The organism is Desulforamulus reducens MI-1 (genome assembly GCF_000016165.1).
Taxonomy (GTDB): Bacteria; Bacillota; Desulfotomaculia; order Desulfotomaculales; family Desulfotomaculaceae; genus Desulfotomaculum; species Desulfotomaculum reducens.
The window spans coordinates 967,049-989,842 of sequence record NC_009253.1 but is presented as its reverse complement, the minus strand read 5'-3'; the positions used below and the strand labels follow the sequence as shown (position 1 = coordinate 989,842).

The 22,794-nt window shown below is 37.7% G+C and carries 30 protein-coding genes and 2 pseudogenes; 6 read left to right on the top strand and 26 right to left on the bottom strand.

The window, feature by feature from the left end:
• Positions 1-77 precede the first annotated feature (77 nt).
• The 22 genes and pseudogenes from DRED_RS05070 to DRED_RS04975 all read right to left on the bottom strand — a co-directional run bounded on the left by DRED_RS05070 (position 78) and on the right by DRED_RS04975 (position 12,216).
• Positions 78-527 carry a metal-dependent hydrolase gene (locus DRED_RS05070; RefSeq protein WP_011877297.1) on the bottom strand — a complete coding sequence of 150 codons (450 nt, stop codon included), beginning with the start codon at positions 525-527 and terminating at the stop codon, positions 78-80.
• On the bottom strand, positions 524-778 hold the full coding sequence (locus DRED_RS05065) for a hypothetical protein (protein ID WP_156779599.1): 255 nt from the start codon (positions 776-778) through the stop codon (positions 524-526). The genes DRED_RS05070 and DRED_RS05065 overlap by 4 nt, the downstream gene beginning before the upstream one ends.
• The gene (locus tag DRED_RS05060; RefSeq protein ID WP_011877296.1) at positions 726-2,576 is read right to left on the bottom strand and encodes a VirB4 family type IV secretion system protein; all 1,851 of its coding nucleotides are present in this window, start codon (positions 2,574-2,576) and stop codon (positions 726-728) included. Before DRED_RS05060 ends, DRED_RS05065 begins: the two co-directional genes overlap by 53 nt.
• A 37-nt stretch (positions 2,577-2,613) precedes the next feature.
• Positions 2,614-3,405: a hypothetical protein gene (locus DRED_RS05055; protein ID WP_011877295.1), complete on the bottom strand. Its 792-nt coding sequence runs from the start codon at positions 3,403-3,405 to the stop codon at positions 2,614-2,616.
• A complete protein-coding gene (locus DRED_RS05050; protein ID WP_011877294.1) occupies positions 3,402-3,641 on the bottom strand; it encodes a hypothetical protein in 240 nt (79 codons plus the stop codon). The genes DRED_RS05055 and DRED_RS05050 overlap by 4 nt, the downstream gene beginning before the upstream one ends.
• Before the next feature lie 33 nt (positions 3,642-3,674).
• Positions 3,675-4,001 carry a PrgI family protein gene (locus DRED_RS19735; RefSeq protein ID WP_011877293.1) on the bottom strand — a complete coding sequence of 109 codons (327 nt, stop codon included), beginning with the start codon at positions 3,999-4,001 and terminating at the stop codon, positions 3,675-3,677.
• 4 nt (positions 4,002-4,005) lie between these two features.
• Entirely contained in the window at positions 4,006-4,353 is a 348-nt protein-coding gene (locus DRED_RS05040) for a TrbC/VirB2 family protein (protein ID WP_041274474.1), read from the bottom strand.
• 13 nt (positions 4,354-4,366) lie between these two features.
• Positions 4,367-4,717, bottom strand: coding sequence for a hypothetical protein (locus DRED_RS05035; RefSeq protein ID WP_041274473.1), 351 nt, complete (start codon positions 4,715-4,717; stop codon positions 4,367-4,369).
• A gap of 164 nt (positions 4,718-4,881) precedes the next feature.
• Entirely contained in the window at positions 4,882-5,157 is a 276-nt protein-coding gene (locus DRED_RS18615) for a hypothetical protein (protein ID WP_156779598.1), read from the bottom strand.
• Positions 5,158-5,331: 174 nt separating this feature from the next.
• Positions 5,332-5,517 (bottom strand): annotated as a pseudogene (locus DRED_RS19230) (response regulator transcription factor); the annotation flags it as partial.
• A 198-nt stretch (positions 5,518-5,715) separates the two neighbouring features.
• Positions 5,716-6,600 (bottom strand): tyrosine-type recombinase/integrase, encoded by an 885-nt coding sequence (locus DRED_RS05025; protein WP_011877289.1) that lies wholly within the window; start codon positions 6,598-6,600, stop codon positions 5,716-5,718.
• 279 nt (positions 6,601-6,879) lie between these two features.
• On the bottom strand, positions 6,880-7,065 hold the full coding sequence (locus DRED_RS05020) for a hypothetical protein (RefSeq protein WP_041274472.1): 186 nt from the start codon (positions 7,063-7,065) through the stop codon (positions 6,880-6,882).
• A gap of 288 nt (positions 7,066-7,353) precedes the next feature.
• Complete coding sequence (locus DRED_RS05010) at positions 7,354-7,911, bottom strand: hypothetical protein (protein WP_011877288.1); 558 nt, start codon at positions 7,909-7,911, stop codon at positions 7,354-7,356.
• Between the two features lie 23 nt (positions 7,912-7,934).
• On the bottom strand, positions 7,935-8,216 hold the full coding sequence (locus DRED_RS05005; protein WP_156779597.1) for a hypothetical protein: 282 nt from the start codon (positions 8,214-8,216) through the stop codon (positions 7,935-7,937).
• A gap of 30 nt (positions 8,217-8,246) precedes the next feature.
• Positions 8,247-8,324, bottom strand: a pseudogene (locus DRED_RS19730) (aspartyl-phosphate phosphatase Spo0E family protein); the annotation flags it as partial.
• A gap of 368 nt (positions 8,325-8,692) precedes the next feature.
• Positions 8,693-8,854, bottom strand: a complete 162-nt coding sequence (locus DRED_RS18610; RefSeq protein WP_156779596.1) for a hypothetical protein — start codon at positions 8,852-8,854, stop codon at positions 8,693-8,695.
• A gap of 63 nt (positions 8,855-8,917) precedes the next feature.
• Complete coding sequence (locus tag DRED_RS05000; RefSeq protein ID WP_011877286.1) at positions 8,918-9,679, bottom strand: hypothetical protein; 762 nt, start codon at positions 9,677-9,679, stop codon at positions 8,918-8,920.
• A gap of 119 nt (positions 9,680-9,798) precedes the next feature.
• The gene (locus DRED_RS04995; protein WP_156779595.1) at positions 9,799-10,620 is read right to left on the bottom strand and encodes a hypothetical protein; all 822 of its coding nucleotides are present in this window, start codon (positions 10,618-10,620) and stop codon (positions 9,799-9,801) included.
• A 337-nt stretch (positions 10,621-10,957) separates the two neighbouring features.
• Positions 10,958-11,302 carry a hypothetical protein gene (locus DRED_RS04990; RefSeq protein ID WP_041274470.1) on the bottom strand — a complete coding sequence of 115 codons (345 nt, stop codon included), beginning with the start codon at positions 11,300-11,302 and terminating at the stop codon, positions 10,958-10,960.
• Between the two features lie 5 nt (positions 11,303-11,307).
• On the bottom strand, positions 11,308-11,517 hold the full coding sequence (locus DRED_RS04985) for a hypothetical protein (RefSeq protein WP_011877284.1): 210 nt from the start codon (positions 11,515-11,517) through the stop codon (positions 11,308-11,310).
• A 150-nt stretch (positions 11,518-11,667) separates the two neighbouring features.
• Positions 11,668-11,946, bottom strand: coding sequence for a hypothetical protein (locus DRED_RS04980; RefSeq protein ID WP_011877283.1), 279 nt, complete (start codon positions 11,944-11,946; stop codon positions 11,668-11,670).
• A 33-nt stretch (positions 11,947-11,979) separates the two neighbouring features.
• Positions 11,980-12,216 (bottom strand): helix-turn-helix transcriptional regulator, encoded by a 237-nt coding sequence (locus tag DRED_RS04975; protein WP_011877282.1) that lies wholly within the window; start codon positions 12,214-12,216, stop codon positions 11,980-11,982.
• Positions 12,217-12,368: 152 nt separating this feature from the next.
• On the opposite strand from DRED_RS04975, the gene DRED_RS04970 reads away from it, so the two are divergent.
• From DRED_RS04970 to DRED_RS04950, 5 genes are all read left to right on the top strand, one after another.
• Positions 12,369-12,716 (top strand): helix-turn-helix domain-containing protein, encoded by a 348-nt coding sequence (locus DRED_RS04970; protein WP_011877281.1) that lies wholly within the window; start codon positions 12,369-12,371, stop codon positions 12,714-12,716.
• On the top strand, positions 12,697-13,761 hold the full coding sequence (locus DRED_RS04965; protein ID WP_156779594.1) for an ImmA/IrrE family metallo-endopeptidase: 1,065 nt from the start codon (positions 12,697-12,699) through the stop codon (positions 13,759-13,761). Before DRED_RS04970 ends, DRED_RS04965 begins: the two co-directional genes overlap by 20 nt.
• 311 nt (positions 13,762-14,072) lie before the next feature.
• Positions 14,073-15,140, top strand: a complete 1,068-nt coding sequence (locus tag DRED_RS04960) for a ribonuclease HII (RefSeq protein ID WP_011877279.1) — start codon at positions 14,073-14,075, stop codon at positions 15,138-15,140.
• A gap of 167 nt (positions 15,141-15,307) precedes the next feature.
• A complete protein-coding gene (locus tag DRED_RS04955; RefSeq protein WP_011877278.1) occupies positions 15,308-16,972 on the top strand; it encodes a recombinase family protein in 1,665 nt (554 codons plus the stop codon).
• A 36-nt stretch (positions 16,973-17,008) separates the two neighbouring features.
• The gene (locus tag DRED_RS04950; protein ID WP_011877277.1) at positions 17,009-17,365 is read left to right on the top strand and encodes a sigma-70 family RNA polymerase sigma factor; all 357 of its coding nucleotides are present in this window, start codon (positions 17,009-17,011) and stop codon (positions 17,363-17,365) included.
• A 17-nt stretch (positions 17,366-17,382) separates the two neighbouring features.
• Here DRED_RS04950 and DRED_RS04945 read toward each other — a convergent pair whose 3' ends face one another.
• From DRED_RS04945 to DRED_RS04935, 4 genes are all read right to left on the bottom strand, one after another.
• Positions 17,383-18,024 (bottom strand): lactate utilization protein, encoded by a 642-nt coding sequence (locus tag DRED_RS04945; RefSeq protein ID WP_011877276.1) that lies wholly within the window; start codon positions 18,022-18,024, stop codon positions 17,383-17,385.
• 125 nt (positions 18,025-18,149) lie between these two features.
• Complete coding sequence (locus tag DRED_RS04940; protein WP_238442584.1) at positions 18,150-19,625, bottom strand: bifunctional diguanylate cyclase/phosphohydrolase; 1,476 nt, start codon at positions 19,623-19,625, stop codon at positions 18,150-18,152.
• Positions 19,626-19,908: 283 nt separating this feature from the next.
• Positions 19,909-20,043, bottom strand: coding sequence for a cyclic lactone autoinducer peptide (locus tag DRED_RS19505; RefSeq protein ID WP_083755135.1), 135 nt, complete (start codon positions 20,041-20,043; stop codon positions 19,909-19,911).
• Positions 20,044-20,047: 4 nt separating this feature from the next.
• The gene (locus DRED_RS04935) at positions 20,048-20,665 is read right to left on the bottom strand and encodes an accessory gene regulator B family protein (protein WP_011877274.1); all 618 of its coding nucleotides are present in this window, start codon (positions 20,663-20,665) and stop codon (positions 20,048-20,050) included.
• An 844-nt stretch (positions 20,666-21,509) separates the two neighbouring features.
• On the opposite strand from DRED_RS04935, the gene DRED_RS04925 reads away from it, so the two are divergent.
• Positions 21,510-22,709: a dicarboxylate/amino acid:cation symporter gene (locus tag DRED_RS04925; protein WP_011877273.1), complete on the top strand. Its 1,200-nt coding sequence runs from the start codon at positions 21,510-21,512 to the stop codon at positions 22,707-22,709.
• Positions 22,710-22,794 lie beyond the last annotated feature (85 nt).

The following is a 22,794-nucleotide window of genomic DNA, read 5'->3' as shown; positions in this document are numbered from 1 at the left end:
CATAGGGTTGTTAGGGTGGCATACCAGAACATCATAATTTGCCATTGGTCAGTTGTAAATAATGATGGATGCATAGACTACCACGCCCCAGTGGTTAATGCAGTAACGATTAGTACGGTGGTGAATATGATTTCCCTAATACCACCGGTTACAACTAAGGGTAGTTTTATGTGTAGGGGTATTGGCCAAAGTAATGGGCAACCCTGTGGTGTAAATATGTCTAACAGTAAATGCGATAGGTAGCCGATCAGAAAGGGGGTTAATAGGTTCATACTTAAATACCCTTGTGCTAGAACAATAGGTATTGCTAATAAAGCTGCCCCTGCAAAGGAGTGTGTTATGGACCGATGCCCTGCCAGTGATAATGGGTAGCTGATAAAAGGAAATATTCTTCCTAGGGTGCTTTTAGGTGTGTCAAAATCAGGTACCAGTGAAGCAATAACAGCAATTCCGACAGCTGTAGGAGAAAGATTAAAGGCGGCGTGGGCAATAAGACCGGCTGCAGCCATATGAGACGGGGCCATCATACAACCAACTCCTTACGGGCAATCTTAACGCTGGGATAAGAGTTTTTCTTTCCATTCTGCAATTTAGATAGGTAGCTGTCACTGATAGTCACACCCTGTCTTTCACACTCTAGGGAAATTTTTTTTAAGGTCTTGCCTGAGTTTTCAATGGCTTGTCGCAAAATATCTTTGTATAACAAAATGCATACACTTCCTTCCTTAGCCAGTTGCCAATACTGCTTCTGGATCTGAACGGAGATAACTTTCTTCAAAAGAAAAACCCTTGAACTTTACAATGGCACTCTCCATATTGGCCTGCAAGATGCCTTCTCCTTGCTTAAAGCTCTCTATACGCTTTACTGTTTCGGCGGGCAGGTGGAATATTTCTGTAAGGCTCTTGGCATCGTTTGGATGCATCTTAAGGAAAAATTTTGTGTTGCATTGGGCTAAGATAACCTTTCCTTCCTCACTGGTAAACTCCCTAAAACTTTGGGATGCAAGCATGAGAGAAGTATTATATTTTGCACCTCTGCGGGCCAGGTCAGATAAAAACTTGGCTGTGTCGGTATGTCGCATCATTAACCATGCTTCGTCAACTAGCAATCGTTTTCTCTTGCTTTTATCCTTTTTAACGAATTTTTCCCACGCCCAGGAGGTCATAACGAACATGGCATACATACGCTGAAATTCGGTCTTAAGGCCAGACACATCAAAAACTACCAATTGGTTATCATAGAATTTACCAATACCTTGTCCATCGAAATAGCCCATACCACCTTCCTTGGTGAAGGGATATAACATGGTAGCCAGTTTAGGGGCTCCCATTTCCTCAAGTCTTGTAATAAAGCTAGAAATTGTAGGCATTTCTTTATAGGTTTTTCCAATGAAAACTGTGCCGTCACCAGTGGTTTTTCCGCCAGATTGGTAGATACTTTCTGGATCTTCGGTAATGTTACGGGAAAGGTACTCGGCCCTAACTGCTCTGGAAGCCAGTGCCCTTTCTTCTGCGGAGAGTTTTTCATTTGCCTGGGACTCAACTAACGAAGTTATCAAGTGGCAAATTTCTTCGGCTTTACCTGCAATATCAAGGTATTTGTTCCCTGTATCCTCATCTTCTTCTGGTTCAATATCAAAAATATTAAACATACATTCCATATTTGGTTTAAATCGGACTATTACCCCACCCAAGGCTTCTACAATTTTCTGATATTCCCCCTCTGGATCAATAATAACTGTATACATGCCATTGGCTATGGATCTGGCTGTAATTCCTTTTACTGTATAACTTTTACCAGAACGGGTACCGCCGCACAGAAACATATGGGGACCAAAAAGTCTTGGTGCCCCTATAAAAAGGTCTAAGAATACAGGACTACCACTTTGGTTTACTCCAAAGTAAATGCCAGATGGGTGAGTGAAATCTGAAGAAATTAGTGGTGATAGACAGGCGGCGTTGGCAATGTCTACATCATGGTATTCGTTTAGACTGCCTATAAATGGCATATTATGAGTAAAACCATCTAATTGTCGCTGATACATGGTTACCACTTTTGTAGCCCCTAGGCGATCTTTAATTAACTCACATTTGTATAGCAACTCTTGATAGTTATGAGATGTAACGGTTATAGTAATAGTCGCTGCAACTAGGTTATTTCTACCTAACTGCAGGTCGGTTAAAAAGTTATAGTAAAAAGCATATTTGGTTTCTAATGCACCTGTACGGGTGGTATCTCCGTGTTTTATTGCCAGCCTAAGATCAGCACCAATATTAACCTGTTCACGGGTTATTCTGTCATTGGCTTCTTTTTTATTGTAGGGATGTAAGGCTACGGAAACAGTTACACCAGCTATCGTGGTTATTTCATCAAACCACCCAAAACAAATAAATTCGGGCAGGGCCTCTACTACCAGTACACGGCTAAACATATCGTCCACCCTGATGTGGTCTTCGTATTCATCTATCCTATCAGGGGAAAATATCTGAGCTAGGTCGGAAACTGGTTGAGCTTGTTTTTTGAGTTGTTGCTTATTTTTACTAAATAAAGATTTTAAAAAACTAATGTAAATCACCCCCTAAAAAGAAAAAACACCGGGTTTATTCCGGTGTTTAGGTTGCTATATCAGCAATTTCCTTAATATTAAATTTTATTGGATGCATACAAAGTCTTGCTACTTCCGAGGGTTTTACCAGTTTTTCTGGTTGCATAATCTGCTGGAAGGCATCCACAACTTCTTCGGTAGATGTTAAAGGTGTCATGATAATACCTGCCCGGGACCTAAATGTTTCTTGTAAAAGTGCCATCCGTTCCTTTATTCTCTGCACGGGGTTCCCAGGGGCACCTAACTTATCATCACCACTAATTACTAACCACGAGACTTTAGCCATGGCACGCCGTTCTTGTTTCATGTTTTCTAGTTCCATAATATACTGTTTGCAGTAGAGAGATACCTTATGATTGGTTGTCTTTCCTGCATGGTATTGGATTTTTTCAACTTCACGGTCAGTATCCGTTACAATGGTACTGGTAATGTACTGCACGGGATATTTTATTTGGTTCTGAATAGCTATTAGCATGTCCTCTCTGGCTTCTATTTCCCCATCTGATAAGATAGAAAAATTAGTGCCTTCAATACGGGCTAACCCCAGGTATTTACCCCCTGTATAATATATCCCTGGTTCTACTACTTCAGTGTTTATTAGTTCGCTAATATGTTGGTAGTTTTTATCTGGTTTTTTATGAGTTATCTCTAATACTTCTTCTGATTCATGGGAAAATTCTATACTATTTTGTACTGATTTATCCTTACCCCGGTTAAGATACCATATCATCACCATGGCAGCTCCCAGTAAGAGAAGGATGAAAATAAAAACGACAAGTAAGAGGGTCATTTCTTTCATAGCTTTATTACCCAGTAGTCTTGAATTACAATGCCCAAACCTGTTAATGGGCTGAAGGTATCTGCAGGTATTGCCTCCTCTGTATAAAACATGGTTTGTTTCTCAATATTTATTTTTTCTGGTGCAATATTATCAAACTCTTCGTAATGGTTTAATACTTCCCTTAGAAACTCTTCTTTAGATGTTTCATAACAACTGCAATAAATAATATTTTCTTTTTGATATATAATCACCACTATTAATCTTCCTCTCTACGATGATTAGGTTCATCAGATGATCTTTCGGTAATTAACATATTTATGTGCCCTCATTTTGTACTTAGCTTTTTTAAACCAGTACCTATCTATAGTCTCGATATAATCCCCTTTTATAATCCTTTTCTTAGCCAAAAAAAGACCGAGGAAGGTAAAGGGAATAATGGTTGGTAGGCTTAGGATAATATTTTGAAGTTTAGCCCCTATAATCATAAAAGTGATAAATGAGAAAACCAAACCAACAAGGAAGCCACTTCCAATCCAAGCCATTTCCCTGATGGTTAGACCAAAAATAAAAGGGGTTTCTTCTCTTGTGGAAAAAGGCACTCTAAACTCCCTCATGTGTTTAGGTGGCCCCTTTAATAAGGAAGGCAGCAAAGCCAACGAATACGACGGATAGAGCAACAACTCCCAGACCTATGAATACGTACAATATATGCTCTTTCGCTTTCATCCTCGCATTTTCCCCGCCTTTCAACTTAAAACCAAGGAAAATTAGCATAGCTGTGGCAACAACACCTGATAGAGCACCTATCCCTATAAAAATCTTAAGTATCTTATCTGCTAATGTTTTAGCATCGACATTGCCTAAACCAGTTGTTATATCTGGATTAGCCGGGTCTGCAAAACAGGGTGTTGCCAGTGCTAAAATGGCCATTATTGAAAACAATATTAATATTTTATCTTTTTTCATTTTGACCACCTCTCTATTTTGCTACGTAGTTCTGAATTAGGGAAATAAACTGGGGGCCCCACAAGATTAGGAGCATGCTTGCCACTGACCAAAGGATCATTATTCTTGCGGCCTTAAAGAAAATACTAAATACCGCACAAACAGTAACGATACCAAGAGTTAGCATAGGGGATATTTCCTTAGCATCTTTGTAGATTGCTGCCACAATACGGCCTATCTTATCAGTAAATTCTTCCGATGTTACAGTTGGTAATCCAGTGCCTATCTCAGGACCAGTGGTTGTTGCTTCTGTTGCTAGGCTTGTCCCAGTGAAGCAAGTGAGTAATATAAGAGTAGTTATTATAACAGGACTGATTTTTTTCATTTTTTTACCACCCCCTCCCATAAAACAAAAACCCATGATTAGCAATTTGGTTTAGTTAAGTGTGGTGAATGCCTATCTCCTTGGCACTGCCTGTTGGTTAATCAGAAAAAGGCAAAACCAAATCCTACAACCAACACTGGTCTCAAATAAACATCACCCTCTTCTTAATTCAGCTGATATAATCCACCTACCAGGACTATAGCTGTCATACCATTGTTTTTCACTCTTTGGAAATAGAAAATTAAACCTTTTCTTCTTGCTGAGTTGTTTTCGTTTTCTACTGTACCTTCGTCCCATCTCCTCTCCCCCTTCATACCACATGACATGATATTACCTTTAAAAAAGAACCCCACCAGTGGTGGGGCAATGGTGGAGGCTAATTCCGCAGCTGATCGGTGCCTCCAAGTCGAACAGCTTCCTAAAAATAAAAGAGCTGCCATGACGGCAGCAAATCTTATTTTTATTAGTCAATCATGCAGCTGGTACCTTCTTTTTAGTAGGAACAATTTTAATATCCTCTGCACATCTCCGGCACATTTGATGTTTGTCCTTGGTCTCCTGTCCACAAAGAATACACTTAGCCAACCGTCTCCCCCTCTTTCTTCTAATTTTCTTTATAAATGCAAGTTGTTAACTGCATATAATGTAGCCTCAGTACGGTTAGTTACTCCTAACTTACTGTAGATACTAGTTAGATGATTTTTAACCGTTTTTTCACTTATAAAAAGCTGTTTAGCAATTGCTTTATTAGATATACCCTTGGCAATTAGCTTCAGCAACTCAAATTCCCTGTTGGTTAACTGGTTTACGTTGCTAGTTCTCTCTTTCCCGTTTTCTTTAACATACTCAACCTTTGAGTCTATTACAATAAGCCGATAGCCTTGACTGAGTGCTTCCTCTATGACCTTCTTACAAAAACAATTTATCCCTACATCATTAGTTCCAAACTGAATAATTGTACCAATATTATCCATATTCGACTCCCCCTTATGCCTCCCCTAATCCTCCAAAACACTAATTTTTTCCACCGCATGACTTAATTCACTTTCCGAAGGGGTTATATACCTCATTGTGGTATTAACATCAGAATGCCTTGATAAATGAGCTACTACATTCAAAGGTTCCCCATGGTTAATTAGTTCTTTACAAAAGGTGTGGCGCAATTGATGGGCACTGGCTTTTACACTTGACTTCCCAGCATACTTTTCCACTCGAAACTGAATTGCTCTCTTCTTAATTGGTCCCCTTTCTCCAAGAAATAAGAACGTACTATCTGAGCACTTAACGGTCTTCCTTATGTCTAGATATTCATTCAAGGCTTGACGTACATCTTTATTCAGGGGAACCTCAGCATACTTGTTTCCCTTCCCCTTTCTTACGATTACTGTACCCTTTCTCTCCGACATAATAATGTCGGCTAGTTCTAATGCGGCAACTTCAGCAACTCTGAGCCCGGCCCCCAACATTAGTAAAAGAATGGCATAATCTCTGGCACGTTTAAATGCATTATGCTCATCATTTAGCACAGCCCTTTTGAGCCTAGCTGCATCGATCCGATCCAACCATTTGGGAGCTGCTTGCTGGACCCGTACTAACTTTACATTAGCTGCCGGATTATACTGTATCAGCCCCTGGATTACTGCCCAGGAATAATATTTCCGCAACACCTTGAGTCCCCGGTTAACTGTAGATGGTTTTTGCTTTTTCACCGTAAGGAGATATTGTTTATAATCCTTAACATCCATATCAGTAGCCCGTTCCAAAGGTTCGTTAACAGTGGTCCATAACCACTGCTGAAACTTTTCTAACTCCGTTTGATACCCGGCCACAGTTAAAGGCGACCGGTCTTGCTTCTGATATTCTAGAATGAAAGAATTAATCATAAAGAGGCCACCGTATATTTCCCAGTTAATACTCGAGCTAAAAAAACCATGTTAAACCTTCCTTTCCCAATTGGTTATGTGTTGAATTTTTTCTAAGATAATAAAAATAACCTCTAAGCAATTAGAGGCTAAAATAAACCTTTTAAACATTCATTTTCCTTGGCTTATTATAAATTCATCACATTTCTAATGTTATATGGTGAATTTAGAAGAATAGTTAAACAAAACACTCCTTATTATGTAAGATTTAGACAGTACGTATCATGGTTGGAATGTTCACTACTCCACTGCAACATCTACAGGTTTTAATACTAACAGCCTTTTACGCATTGGATTCTCAATAGTTGAAATATCATCAACAGCAGAAAGCCAACCTTCACCATCAACAATAACTGATTCAACGGTAACCTCTATATCGTCAGACAAATCTTTGATGAACTCTTTTAACTCCTTAACTGTCAACATCTTTATCACCCCCTACAGTTGTGTTACGCACTAACATCCAGTAAAATCCCGATATCCTTCTTTTTCAAGTTGCTCAAATTTTAGGCTGTTAATTTCTTCCCAATTACCACTGGGCCAATAACCTCTGCTATTAGGGAAACACTCTTGGCAGTATTGCCATTCAAAAGTAACAGCTTTTATTTTGTGATTGGCAAAATATCTATATTCCTCTCCCTCGCCACAACATGTAGGGCAGTTAGGATTGGCACCCTCTTGCATAAACCTCTCCCTTTCTGGTTGTACTGCGAACTAAACCTTATGCCATCTTAACCCATATTTTTCTTGCCCAATCTTCATAAGGTCAAAATATTTGTGTCTATAATCTTTGGCCTCTTTTTCGGCTCTGCTGGCTTGTCTTTTCAATCTTTCAACTACTGTAGGATTTTCACTTTTTATAACTTTTTCTGCTTCCCTATATAATGATCTAATTAGTGAATCTTTTAAAATCTTTTCATCTATGGTTAAGTCTTGTTTCTTAGCTCTTTTTACGCAACTATCTCCCATGTATACACCTATATGTCCTGGTATTTCATCCTTTACTTGCTCATACAATTCCTTAGTTATCACATAGTAATTATAGTGTCCTACGAAGGTATTATGGGCTTTGCTGTAAAAATCGGATTTAGATACTTTTATTTCGTAACAACGCCATATACCCTTTGTATCATAGGTTAGATAATCAACTCTTTCTTCGCCAAACCAACCTATAGTTACTTCAAAGCACCCGAACACACCTTGCTTTGCAGTAGCAGACCAAATTTCTCTTTCAAGTTCTAATGTCAATTCAGTTTTGGCTATTTTTATCACCTCACTATTACGCTAAATTTAGCTTAAACAAACTTAGGTACTCTCATTTGAAATGATTTAATGAGATGATATACTGCTTTATTTGTTAAACCGTAGATTTCTCCAATTTGTTGATAAGTCATGGTATCCTTCATCCTTACCATATTAAGGAGGTCTTCCTCAGTAATTTCATTTTTACTTTCGGCAAGTTTGACAGTTCCTTCGGATAAATACCGTATAGCACCCTCTACAGAATATTGAGTCAGTATGCATAATGCAAGAGCACAGTAATTAAAACGAATATCGCTGTATTCGCAGTTTGGCATTGCAGTCACCGTCCTAAATTCCATGACTTTTTACGCTACCCTCAACATTTTTTGAACCTTATTAATATGCTTGTCCAACCATCGGCTGCATCGTAGAACCCTTGGGTGGGTCCTTCATAATTCTAAAGCCAAGTCTTTCATACGTTTACGCCCCAGTTTAATTAAAATGTCTAGGTAATTGTTACTCATAAGCTCACCCCTCTGGATAACTCTTTACTCCACTTATGAAGGCAATATTGACATAGGCAATATTCTGTTTTTTTAGATTTAAAGGATTGTGTAGAGTTACCTTTACAAATTGGGCACCGTCCTCTAACAACTAAAGAACCAATAATGGGTAAGGCCAGTTGCTTTGGTATTCTCATTTTTTACTGCCCCTCCCACTTTAAAATTACTCATATAAACGTAAAATTACCGAAAAACCCGGGAACCTGAACAACCTGTAGGAAAGTCTATGCGCCATCAGATCTTGAACCCTATGTGTTACTGGCCACAGTTAGGTACACCCTAACAAATTCACTGTTCCCCCGGTTCGCATAGGGTTCACTCTCTTCAAGAATTTGGAACCCTTTTTCTCTCATTTCCTTGATCAGAAAAGCTATTTCATCTAATAATCCCTGAAGTCTGATTTTCACCATTTCTTCCACACTCCATTTTAAATATAGAAATAGCTAAGACCGGTATTCACCGGTCCTTCTGGCTTAATTCTTCTTAGCTGGATTTTTGTATGCCTCTGACCTAGATAATGTTGTATCAACTCTCGTATTTTTTCGACCTATATTTGCCCAATGACCATCTTTTTCGCCTGTATCTAATAATTTCTGCTTTTTAATAAGTTTGCTGGGGCTAAATAAAATCATCTTAATTCGTTCCAGTTTTTTTCTCCAAACTTGGTCACTACCATCATTAGAACCTATGAGATAGTGCACCAACCCATCCCAATCCTCTTTTTTCTCAAAAACTGCTGAATTTAAGGAACATTGATCTGGTAACCCTAATACGTCTGCAACCAATTTTCTAAGTCTCCGAATCTGATGTACTTGAATATTTTCACTAGCCAAAACATCATTAGCAAAATATCTTAGATCATCTAAACTAGCATATCTAATTGATTGGCGAACAAAGAAATCCCAACTCTCCTCTAGAGAGCTTGTCCCCTTTAAAACCAGGAACTTTTTTATACAGGAACTTCCTACCAAAAACCTCTTCCTTGTATCTGGGTTATGTATTTCAAAATTTATCCGGAGCCCCGGTTGATTACAAAGCTGACAACGGGGAACAAATCGTTCCACATTCTCTTCATCTAAAATGCCTACAAACTCCCATTCTGTCATCGCTTCCTCATATGTTCCCTCAACACTATTAGCTATGATGTTATTTTTTATAAAAGGGAAATTTCTTTTTGAAACACGTTCTCCAACTTTTAATGCTTTTTTTACCTTTGTACTAACATAGCCCTGCAATCCTTCCGCCCCCTTTAAGAAAGCAAGCCTATTACTTAACAAACTACTTTTTAAACATAGGTTACATCCGGCAAGGTCAATTTAGATGTAGCCATCAAAACCATACATGCCTCCAACAATTAATTACCATTAAGAGCACTGAACTTTTGTCTTTGTTCAAGGTTAACAACTCCGCCACCTCTGCCTTTTTTACCAGTTAGAGATCGTTTTCCCCAGTCTGAGGCAGATCTTTCTGCTGCCCGGGCCTGGGACATCCAAGAGTTAATTTTTTTCTTTGCTTCCTGACCTCTTAATTCGCCTATACCAGGTATATCCGATACCTTTGCCATCTTTAAACTATCCTTAATATACAACTCATAAACTTCATTAATTTCTGATGGTTTTGTTACTTTCACAACACCATCTCTAATATCACCTAAACTAGCATCAGAAGGAACATACCCTGCCGTCATTATGGCTAAATTCGCTAGTTTAATGGCATCGTCAATATTTCCGGCTTTTAAGTAGCCTGATATATCCAGAATTGCTGGTCCAGGGACTCCTACTAGATCTGCTTTTAATGCTCTCATTTCATATTCGACCGTCCTTTTAATTCCTGATGGCATAATTAGTTCCACCGCAGCCTGCGCTTCCATAGGAACTGGGTGATGGAGTTTTCCTGTCGAAGGTATATATCTTGAACACAAATTTTGTTCATTATTATCATTCAAAGAAAGTCCTTGCAATTCAAATGCTCTACGAAAGACACTAATAATTTCTTTATCATTCAAAAGCCTTCTTGCCATTAAATAATATGGCTTGTTTTCCATCGAAGTAACTTCACGTGCAACCTGCTTTCGAACCCTTTCTTTTTCTATCCTTTTTAATTTATTTTGTGATTTCCTCATGTCTCTCTCATAGACATAAGCAACTTTATCAAATCTCTTAAGCCCCTTTTCCACTGCATCGGGTGATACCCCTATTGCATTAGCAATGTCAACTAATTTCATCCTGCAGTAATAAAAAGCATTTAGATAACAATCAATAATGTCGGTTTTTTGCGGACAACCATCATTACACATCTCTCCCCACACCCTTCCGTTCCACAGATTTAGCCGAACCAATGCAAATTTATTTAATTTCTTGTCTCTTACCCACCTGGCAGGCCAACTCAACTAAAACAATATCTGCCGTACCCAAGTGCTATAACAGCACGCCTCCCCGTAGGAGCTTGTCCTACAAGAAAGCCTACCGTCAACCCACACCGTCCCCACTCTATAAATGACAGCTTACAAATTATCAAGTAGACTTATTTCCCAAAGTAAAATCAATACCATCTTTCCTTGATGCCCGACATTCAAGACAAGTTTCCATACCTTTGTAAGCGCGCTCGTAAATACCGGGATCTAGCCAAATAACCTTTCCGCATCTGGAGCATCGCCAGGCTACGCGGCCATCCTTCCACTTGTTAACAAAATAGGACTTCTCCGATGGGTTGTCTTGCTGGTAACACTTCGACTGCCTAATGTAGCACATTTTATGAACCGCACGTCCACCTTTAATAAATATATGCGATTGATCTGCCCATACTGGTTCAAAGCAAAGGTGGCAGATCCCAGGGGTATTAGGAATTATTTTTTTCAAGACATTCACACCTTATTATCGATACTCTTAGCTTCAGATTCTGCCCTTTTCTTAATTTCTTCCTTAACCATGTTATAGAGGGTTACTTTCTTATCTGGTTCCCATGGCAACTTCTGAATATAACCCTTAATCATTTCAATATGGGCCTGGGCTAATTTTTTTTGTAACTCCCTCTTACCTTCCGGTGACTTAGGCAAACGTACCACAATATTCAAGCTTCCAACCCCCTTGGTTAGCTATAGTACAGTATATGCAAGATAGAAATTGTCCTATTTCCATTTCTTCACTGATTAATTAGTTTAAAAACGCCAACCTTATTTACATTTAATGGAAGGTACTTTGTGAAAATAGAAGAATAATATAGGTTAATCATTCTCTGGTTTGTACCAGTGATACATGGCACCTCGAACAAAGTCAGCAACAAAACGAGCCTCGTTTCCGTCTTTTATTTTCTGACTCATTAAATTGACAATTTCTGCAGATAACTTTATTAATTCTTCGATTCGATCAAGCCCTAGCCGGGTTTTACCCTGAATACGATGCATGTCCCCGGCAGTGGCTATTTCTTGAGCCATTTCTGCAATAATTTTAAGGCTTTCCACTTGCTCTGAGGTAATGTCGGGATGAGTATTTACATTTATCAATACTTTTCCTCCTTAAAAATAGTAGTTATTTCTTTATTGTCCTGTAGTTAAAATTTTGTAAATGGACGTTTCGTCCAATTGTGGATTAAAAAAAATTTCATCTACTGTTTTATCTAGAAGAATGGCTATCTTTTTTGCCAGTTCAATGGTCGGATTCCTTACGCCTTTCTCAATTTTATAATAAAAGGATTCTGAAATTCCTAATAATATAGCAAAGCGACTTACAGAATACCCTTTTTCAATCCGGGCTTTCTTTAATAAATTTCTCATTTAGTACACTCCTTAACCTGGACACTTTGTCCTATATACCACATTATACCTGGACGATTTGTCCATTGTCAATATTTATTTGCCCATTTAGTCCAAATCATTTATAAGATTGGACAATATGTGCTAAACTACAAATAGAAAGGGGGGTAAATATGTCATTTGGTAATAGGCTTAAGTCTTTAAGGGAAAAGAATAATATATCTAGAGAAGAACTTGCTAAATTGTTAGATTTATCTTACTGGGCAATTAGTAAATATGAGAATAACGAAAGAATTCCAGATCATGAAACAATTAATAAAATTGCTGATTATTTTATAGTAACCATAGACTACCTCCTCGGTCGATCTGATAACCCCAGCCCCTCTCCAAAATCAACTATTGATGAAGAATGGCCGGGGGTAGCTAATATACTACGTAGAAATGGCAAAAAACTTACTCCAGCGGATAAAAAAAGAATTGAAAAAATTATAAAGGCTGCCGTTGAAGATACTGACGATTGATGAGGTGATGATCTACGGGATGCCGACATCGAGACGACCCACCCAAATAAGGGCTGAGTATGCAAAGGAACAAGCTCTTATATTTTTAAGAGAAATGGGTGTTGACAATCCTCCTGTACCAGTTAAGCAGTTAATTAAAAAACTTGGTAAGTTATTCCTTTTTGATAGTAAAATGAATCCGGAGTTTGCAGAAGATAAGGGTTTTTCTTGCACCTCAGAAACCGGTTATAATATCTACATAAACCGGGATCTTCCTAGTGGGATGGATAACTTTACCTATGGCCATGAAATGGCTCACATTGTATTAAATCATCATTTAGAATTTGATGTAGAATATTTAACCGATAAAGAGTTATGGATATTAGACAGGGAAGCGGATATTTTTTCAGCAAATTTACTTATGCAAGAAAGCTGGTTTCGTTCAAGTATAAAATTCCCCTTAACGGTACCGGAAATTGGAAGATTGAAAAACTTGTATGATGTATCGTGGGATGCCTTGAGTAATCGTTTTGACGAACTAGGTATTTATGCTAAAGAGGGGATAAATAATCTTTTTACTGAATGGAAAAGAAAGAAAGAAATTTCCTGCAATTTTACAACCATAAACATTCATTCGGTAGATGGTATTTCATACGATAATGAAATGATTATTGAAAGCTTTCACTACAAGTCAACTGAGGAGATAACGATAGAGAGGTGTTTTAATATGTCAGAACCTTTTCTATTTCCTGAAATTGATGAAAATATGAGGTTTCTTAAATGTCCCGCCTGTGGAAATAGTGTATTTTCACCTTGTGCGAGCTTTTGTAAAAAATGTGGACACTATTTATATAATATTTGTACTAACGTACAAAGTGACCCAAGGGAATTAAATAATTTGTGCGGGGATAAAAACGTCCCCGATGCCCTATATTGCGAATACTGTGGGTGTATTACGGCTATTGGGCAATACATACAAAGGTTAGAAAACGAAAGAAAAAGACAAATCGAACCTGAAGATACTGAAGATGAAGTTCTTCTGGGAAATTACCACACAAGATTTTAGAAACACTACAAAAGTAGTGGTTTTTGTGTTTTATGAGGTATTTCGACAGAATGCAATATTATTCTACTTTAAGATGCATTTTGATGGGATGTACTCTAACCAGTTAAATAGTCTTGTCAGCTAGGACCAAAGGACAATTGATAAGATGAAAGGTCAAATATAGGCTGTGGATTTTCTAGTGCCAAAGTGTAGTTTGAAAAGGCTTTGAAAACTTTGGGCAACCCTTCAATCGGGGTACTGGTAGGTTATTTTAACCTTTGATTTTATTACGCTTTGTGGGTAGCTCAAATAAAAAACTGGGGGTGTCTATTATGTTTTCTGATGACCCACAGACTAGTATCGAAAAAATGTTGAGAAAAGCTTGTCCATTTAGAGGTTTTGCCGAATGTTTGCTAGAAGACTGTATGTCTTGGTCAGGATCTGACTGCCAGATGTTCTCTGTTAACCCCATGGATGGCGGTATTAGCAATGGCACTGCAATCAATCCTCCTGTGGCCATCAAAACAACTGGTAAAAAAAATAAGTCTAAAGAAACATTTGATGAATTTATAACGCGGGTTAGTAAAAAAAGATATGCGGGGATAGATGAAGTTGGCGTAAGCAGTATTGCAGGCCCTATGGTTGCGGCTGTTGTGGTTTTACCTCATGACCATAATATACCAGGCATCCCAAGGGATAGCAAAGAAATGACTTTGAAAAGCATTGAAGAGATTTCGTCCTTAATATTTGAAAAAGCTGATTTTTGGCATATTGCATCTATTTCCCCAAAGGAAATAGACGATATCGGACCGGAATTAGCAAGGGAAAAGTTATGGATGGAATGTGCAAACAAAGTTAGATCTGTTTTCCCTAAAATCCGTATTATTGTTGATGGCAAAGATAAAATTCCTGGCTTCACTAAGCAAAATGCTGTTTCCAAAGGCGACTCTATATTTTCGGGAGTTTCTGCAGCTGCTATAGTAGCCAAACAATATTGTGATAATGAAATGAGAATACTTCACAATTACTATCCTCAATATAATTTTTCAAAAAACAAGGGTTATCCAGTATATGAACATTATGTTGCTATAAAAAATTACGGAATATGCCCATCACATAGAATAAATATGACACAAAATGTACTAGACAATCCCCCTGAGAAACCAGAGGCCAACCTTTCTTTCAAAGAACTAGGGGTTATTATTAAAGAAATATCAGAATTACTTAGTGTGGATAGGTCTTTAGCAAGAGATGAATTTGAATATCCATTTATGAGAAGACAATATAGCAATGTAATCCTTCAAGGAAAATTACCTTCACCTAAGGAACAATATCATATCTTACGCTGTGCAAGGGATATCAAGGATCGAGCTGCTAAAAAATTCAGCTCTAAATTTTAAAGGTAGTGAGTCATACCAAACAACTATTATACAATATAAATCCCCTTGTTCTGCGGTATAGTTAGGACTTCCGGCACCAAACCCCGTATAATCGTTTTTGGGCTGGATCTTCAATGGATATTATATAATAAAAGTGTTCTCTAACTATAGGGGTTGGTGGTGTCAAATTGAAAGCAGCTATCTATTCAAGAAAAAGTAAATTCACCGGCAAGGGTGAATCGATAGAAAACCAAATCCAGTTGTGTAAGGAATACGCTTTTAATCATTTTAGTATTAACGAAAATGATGTACTTATCTATGAGGATGAGGGCTTTTCGGGGGGGACTACGGACAGGCCCCAGTTTCAATTGATGCTTAAAGATGCAAAAAACAAGAAGTTTAGCACACTTATTTGTTACCGCCTGGACCGTCTCAGCAGAAGTGTGGTTGATTTTTCTTCAACTATGGAAGAGTTACAGCAATATAACATAAGTTTTGTATCGATACGTGAGCAGTTTGACACTAGTACCCCCATGGGAAGGGCTATGATGTATATAGCCAGTGTATTCGCCCAGTTGGAGCGAGAAACGGCAGCAGAGCGTATCCGTGACAATATGTTACAGCTTGCAAAGACCGGTCGTTGGCTAGGTGGTATAACTCCTACTGGTTTCGAGAGTGAACCTGTTGTCTACATAGACCCAGCTGGAAAAGAAAGAAAAATGTATAGACTCTCCCCAATCGCTGAAGAATTTGAAATGGTAAAATTGATATTTGATAAGTATTTAGAACTTAAATCCCTTACAAAACTTGAACAATTTTGCATTATGAATAACTTTAAAAGCAAGAACGATGTGGATTTTAAAAGGTACTCCCTCCGGTTCATGTTGTCCAATCCTGTTTATGCCATAGCAGATAAAGAAATGTATAACTTTCTTCTTGAAAACAGCTATGAGGTTTACTGCGATGAGAACGAATTTACCGGTGAATTTGGAGTTATGGCATACAATAAGACCCAACAAGATAAGAAAAACCCTTCTTGTAGGTATAGAGACGTTTCTGAGTGGATCGTAGCCGTAGGTGCCCATAAGGGCATCATACCGAGCGCTACTTGGATAAAGGCACAAAAATTACTCCTGCAAAATAAGTCAAAATCATATAGAAAGGTTAGAAACTCTTCTTGTTTACTTTCGGGACTACTTAAGTGTAGAAACTGCGGAAGCTATATGAGGCCAAAGGTTAGTAGGCCAAATAAAGATGGGGAAATTACATATTACTACATGTGTGAAATGAAAGAGCGTAGTAAAAGAACCCGGTGCGATGTAAAGAACGTCCAAGGAAATAATCTTGATAAAGCAGTCGTCCAGGAAATAAAAAAATTATCCATGTCTGACTCTGAACTGTACACTACCATTCAGAATGATAAATTTACAATTCAAGCAGCTCAAAACACCGTCGAAAATGAAATTGCTCTAATTGATGGGAAAATCAAAGCCAATGAGCAAGCCATAAATAACCTGGTTACTTCCCTATCCCAAGGACAAAACTCTACTGCAAGCAAGTACATCATCACCCAAATTGAAGAATTAGATAAACAGACCGCTGAATTAAAAGGAAGATTGTTAAAACTAAAAGAGGTCGAGGAAAATAACCAATCGAAAGAGCAAAACCTAGATGTGATGAAAAGCATCCTCTCGGCTTTCAGTAAAAACATAGATACCGTAGATATCGATGCTAAACGAATGTTTATCAAAAGCATAGTAGAGAATATCGTCTGGGACGGCGAAAATGTTGAAATGAACCTATTTGGAGCCAATTCAGAAAAAAAGCAATTGCCGCCAACGGAAACAATTTAATGTTTCCGTTGTGGAGGTATAGAAAATGAAATATTGATGCATCTGCGTTTTATAAAGAAAGTTAAGGCAGAGGTTTCATTGTATGACCCCATTGGTGTGGATAAAGAGGGAAATGAGATAAGTTTAATTGATATTCTGGGAACAGATCCAGAAGTTGTGGCAGATACAGTTGAATCAACCTTTGAAAAAAACAGACTCTTAGAAAAGATAACAAAACTAACCACCCGTGAAAAGAGAGTTTTAGAAATGCGTTTTGGTTTAGGGACAACGGCAAGAAAAACCCAGCGGGAAATTGCCCGCACTCTGGGGATTTCCCGTTCCTATGTTTCGCGTATTGAAAAAAGGGCATTAAATAAATTGACCAAGGAATTCATTGCAGAAGGCTGCCAATAGGCAGCCTTCTTTATCTTCTAGTATCCCAAATCTTCCCCAATGACGACCACCGTCATATCAGACAGCATCGGTTTCCTTTTCATTACAGAGTATATTCGGCAAACTCTGGTACTTGTCTGGCAGTTTACACAACTTCCATTTACCGTGCAAGGGTTTTCATAATTAAGTCTTTTGTTGTTTTTAGGTGCTACAATGGTTTCCAGACGGTTGAATGCGGCATCTACGTCCTTACAGATTTTGTTTGTGCCTATAACAATGATGACTTTTTTGGGACCAAAGGTCATAGCAGCCACCCTGTTGCCAACCCCGTCAATATTAACCAGGAAACCATCCAAAGTAACAGCATTGGTACTGGCTAAAAAAACATCACATATTTGCTGTTTGCGCATGATCTCTAATTTTTCTTCGGCAGACAGTTGAGGGGTTCCGTGCACTAAAGCTTCTGCACCCTTCATCTTTACTTTTTCCACCAGTCCCATTCCCTCGGTCAATGTCATGGAGCCACCAAATCCTACCTGGGCACCGGGAGAAATAAAATCTAAAATATATTTCTCAGCTTCCTCTTTATTGGGAAAATACACCGCATTAAATTGATTCTTTTTTAGAGCCTGTACTACTTTCTCTCCGTTGGTGTCTTTATGCCATTGATGAACCGTCATATTCTTCCCCTCCAAAAAACAATGGCCAGAACACTTTCGTCCAGCCATTTTTTGAATTAGTTATTGATTCATTATACCGTATATAATTCTTTCTTACTACTACGTAAACCATATAGAAAAGAGAACTATCGTTCAAAAGTAGAGAATGTATGAAAACCTTCTGGGTCAGACTCTACCAGAAGGACAAATAGCTTGCTCAGTTCTGGATCATACTGTTTGCCAGCCAAGTTCATGATTTCGCTGCAGGCATCTATATAAGACATTCCTTTCTTATAGGGCCTGTCTGTGGTCATAGCGTCATAACTGTCTACAATTCGGATAATTTTTGCACCCAGTGGAATATCGTTGCCTTTGATCCCCATTGGATAGCCAGTGCCATCAAAGTTTTCATGGTGGTGTAGAATATAAGGCCTTACTTTTTCCAAGGATTTAATGGGCCGGATAATTTCACTACCCCAATAGGAATGCTGTTTCATGGTTTCCCAATCCTGTTCAGTAAGATTTTCTGTTTTGCTCAAAATATTTACATCAATTTCAATCTTGCCGATATCATGCAAGTAGGCACCATATTGCACTAAACGAACCTCCTGATCGCTGAGGCCACATTTCTTCGCTAGCTTCGTTGCATAATCTAAAACCCTTTCAGAGTGAGCATAGGTATAACGATCCTTAGCATTGATAATGCTAAGCAGCGTCTTGGTAGAATTAAGAGCCTCCCTTTCTGAAGGGTCACAGGTTCCCTTTAAAGAATCAAGAACGTTAAAATATATTTCTACTTTATTTTTGCTGGTTTTTTTCGCTTTGTAGAGTGCCTGATCAGCCAGTTCCAACAGGTCGTCTCCCTTTTGTGTATGTTCTGGATAGCTGGCCAGTCCCAGGGTAATGCTAAACTTGCCAGTGGGTAGTTGTTTAAACTGTTCATTGTCCGCAAAATATTGATCAATACTATCCTTTAATTTTTGGGCAATAATTATGGCAACATTTGAATCATATCCCGGTAATAAAACACAAAATTCATCGCCTCCATAGCGTGCGGCAATTCCGGGATATTCAACCTTTTGTTTTAGAATTTGGCCGATATCCTTTAAAATATTATCCCCCGCCAGATGGCCGAAGGCATCATTATAATACTTGAAATAATCTATATCCATAATCAAAAGACTTAGAGGACTATTGGAACTCTTTGCTTCTTCTATTGCTTTTTTAAAGGTCACATGAAAATACCTGTGATTATAAATCTCAGACAAACCATCCTTATTGGCTAAATTCACCAGGATATTCCTTGTATCCCGTTCAATACCTGCTATGCCACCGATAAGCCATGCACAGATAAACATGACGCCGGTAAAGACAATATCTGATTCTAGATTTCTGTTTGGAAAATTATAACCATGTTTGTATAAATCCCCAGCACATAACAATACTCCACTAAGTATTGCAATAATACACCCAAATTCTTTACTTCTTGTAAAAGAGGCAAATGCTACGGGTATAATTAAAATAGTCTTTAGGTAGTCATCGTGATACAATGCAATTAATATAAATACAAAAAGAGAAAGAAAAAAGGAACCTCTAGAAATAACATTAAAACGCACAATCACTACAGAGCCTATTAGAGTAATAAATAATAGTAACAACGATATGAATGAATGTTGAAAAAAAGCAAATATATCTTTATATGATTCATTTACTGGCAAGTTGCAATTAATTTTTATTGAAAAGGCAAAGGCAAAAACAATACAGCACAATAAAAAAATCGTTACTTTTATTTCCTTTAGATTTTCATCTCGATTAGTTTGCCAATTACTCATTTTATCACTCTTTTACAAATAATTAATAATAAGACAAAAGAGTGAATGCTCCACTCTTTTATCTTATTATTAATTATTTTTTCCTAAGTGAGTTAGGCAGCTCTGGTTGGTAATGTACTATCAAACAAGCTGAGGCAGCATTCATAAAAGCAGCTAAGGTGAAAACCACAGTGGCAAGACTAAGCAACAAAGATTTAAATATTCTCATTAATTCACCCCCTAATCAAAAATAATATTCTATCTAGCATGCCCATTAAGTTAGCTCCCATATTAGTTAACATAAATAATTGCCATAACAATATAAGGCATACAGCATAGCCTTCCAAAAGAAAAACTTTATAGTACAAGGATAAACATAAGAAAAACGTAATAAGTATCAAGACAACAAACGACCAAAACCTTAATAACCTTTTTTGTTGATTTCCAAAGGGCTTTTGTGGTAATTCTAATGGAGCTTTTTTATAAACTATTAACATCCCGCAACAGAAAACAAATAACACTAATATTCTTTGATGGTTATTTATATAGGGAAATGTTAAAAGCGAGAAATAGGCAAACAGGTTATAAACCATAACAGTTATAATTAAACAGTTCATAGAATCTTTGCTATGGGCTCCCCCTGCTATTTTACGAACAAACATGGAAGCTAAAAGCATATAAAATACAATTGTATGTAAATTCAAAAAATAACCCACTAATAAGGTAATGAATATGCCCGTTAGTAAACTAAAAAAAACTTCTGCACCAAAGAATAATATCTCTTGTTGCTCCTGGTCTTCAATTTTTTTTTGTGTTATTAAATAATTAACAAAATTCCTACTGAGTGACATTAATCTTATTACTCCTCAAATTCTTTATGAATAATGCTAACATAAAAGTGACTATGATATGCGGTAAACCTGATAAAAACCACCACACTGGTTTGTTCATAAAAACATTATATTGGATAAGAAAAATTCTTTCTATAATGTATCCAGAAGTAAGTTCAATAATTAACATTATTGATGTTGCTATTATCATGCCCAGGAGTGCAGATGATAACTTTATCTTATAATAATAGCTAATGAAACCTCCAAGCAAACATATTATGATTAACGAGTGAGTTCCGAAACTAATCGGTAATTTTCGCAGCAAGAAGGTTAGCAAAGCATAGGGAATTGCCAGCACTATATATTCTTTTTTACTCATATTTAAACTTAAGAAACAATTCATAAAAAAAATAACACTTAATCCTTCACAAAAAGCAAGCAAAAAGTACAAACCTATTGGGATATTGTCCATAATGTACTCCCTAAATGTTGTTATACCAATAAAATTAATATAGTATTTCCGTATTTCGCCATCCCTCTCCTAATTCCTTCTTTAAATAGTAAGAATTATATAAATATTCTTTTTCCCTTTGATTTTTTCACAAAAACTAAAAAAATTGAGAACTACTATGCAAAATGTAAGGATTTTCATTTTCTGACTTATTAAAAATTTGTTGTAATTACTCTTATAAAATTGTAATATGTCATTGTGACGACTACACCTGCCTTTGGCGGAATACTTTGATTTTTACGTATCATTTCTTTTAATCAACTAATAGCTTTTTTAATATCGAAAGGAGGTAAAATAGCAAAATACTTTGATCATTTACAACATCTTAGTCTAATCAGAAAGTGAGGTATTATGATGAAGAAAGTAGGACTCTTAACCAGATTAATTATTGGACTTATTTTTGGTATTTTAGTTGGTTATGTTTCTAAAGAATTCTTACAATTTGATGCCTTGGTTCGTTTGCTGGCAACTTTTAACGGTATCTTTGGCGGATTCTTATCCTATGTTATTCCTCTTATCATTATTGGTTTTGTGGCCCCCGGTATTGCTGAACTGGGTAAAGGGGCTGGCAGACTTCTTGGTATCACTACCCTGTTTGCCTATGTATCCACTGTCATTGCCGGTACCTTTGCTTTCCTTGTCGGCACGGGCCTACTTCCCAAGATTGTAACCGCGGTAGGTGGACATGCTTCTAACCCTGAAGAAGCGCTGGTGAAAGGCTTTTTCCAAGTAGATATGCCTCCTATAATGGGTGTAATGACTGCATTAATCACTGCTTTCCTGTTTGGTCTCGGTATGGCTTCCATTAAAAATAAATCTCTGTACCAAGTAACGAAGGATTTCCAGGAGATTATTGAGAAAGTTATCCAAAGCGTCATTATTCCTTTACTTCCCATCCACATTGCCGGTATTTTTGCCAACATGACCTATGCCGGTGAAGTGGCAAAGATCATGAAAATCTTTGGTTCTGTATTTGCCATTGTAATATTATGTCACCTGATTATGCTTGTATTCCAGTACGTCATTGCCGGAACCACAACTGGCAAGAATCCCTTTACTGCTTTGAAAAATATGGTTCCTGCTTATCTGACAGCCATTGGTACGCAGTCCTCCGCTGCTACCATCCCGGTAACCCTGCGCTGTGCTAAAAAGAATGGTATTTCCGATGGAGTAGCAGATTTCGCAATACCCCTATGCGCCACCATCCATTTATCTGGTAGTACTATCACCTTGACCATGTGTGCAATGGCTGTTATGATGATGGGCGGTATTGATCCCAGCTTCGGTATGATGTTTCCCTTTGTTTTGATGCTTGGTGTCACTATGGTTGCGGCTCCCGGTGTCCCCGGTGGTGCTGTCATGGCAGCCCTTGGGTTACTCCAATCTATGTTGGGTTTCAACGAAGCACAACTGGGCCTTATGATTGCACTTTACCTAACTCAGGACAGCTTTGGTACTGCCTGCAACGTAACCGGCGATGGAGCTATCGCCTTGCTGTCTAACAAATTTGCTAAGGGCTCAGGTACCGTTGCAACTGGAGTTGAGGTCGCTTAACTAATTATTTAGAAGAAAATAACCCATATTGTTAAACAGGGAGTCGTAAAGGCTCCCTGTTTTTGTATTAAGGTTCTCTTATCTA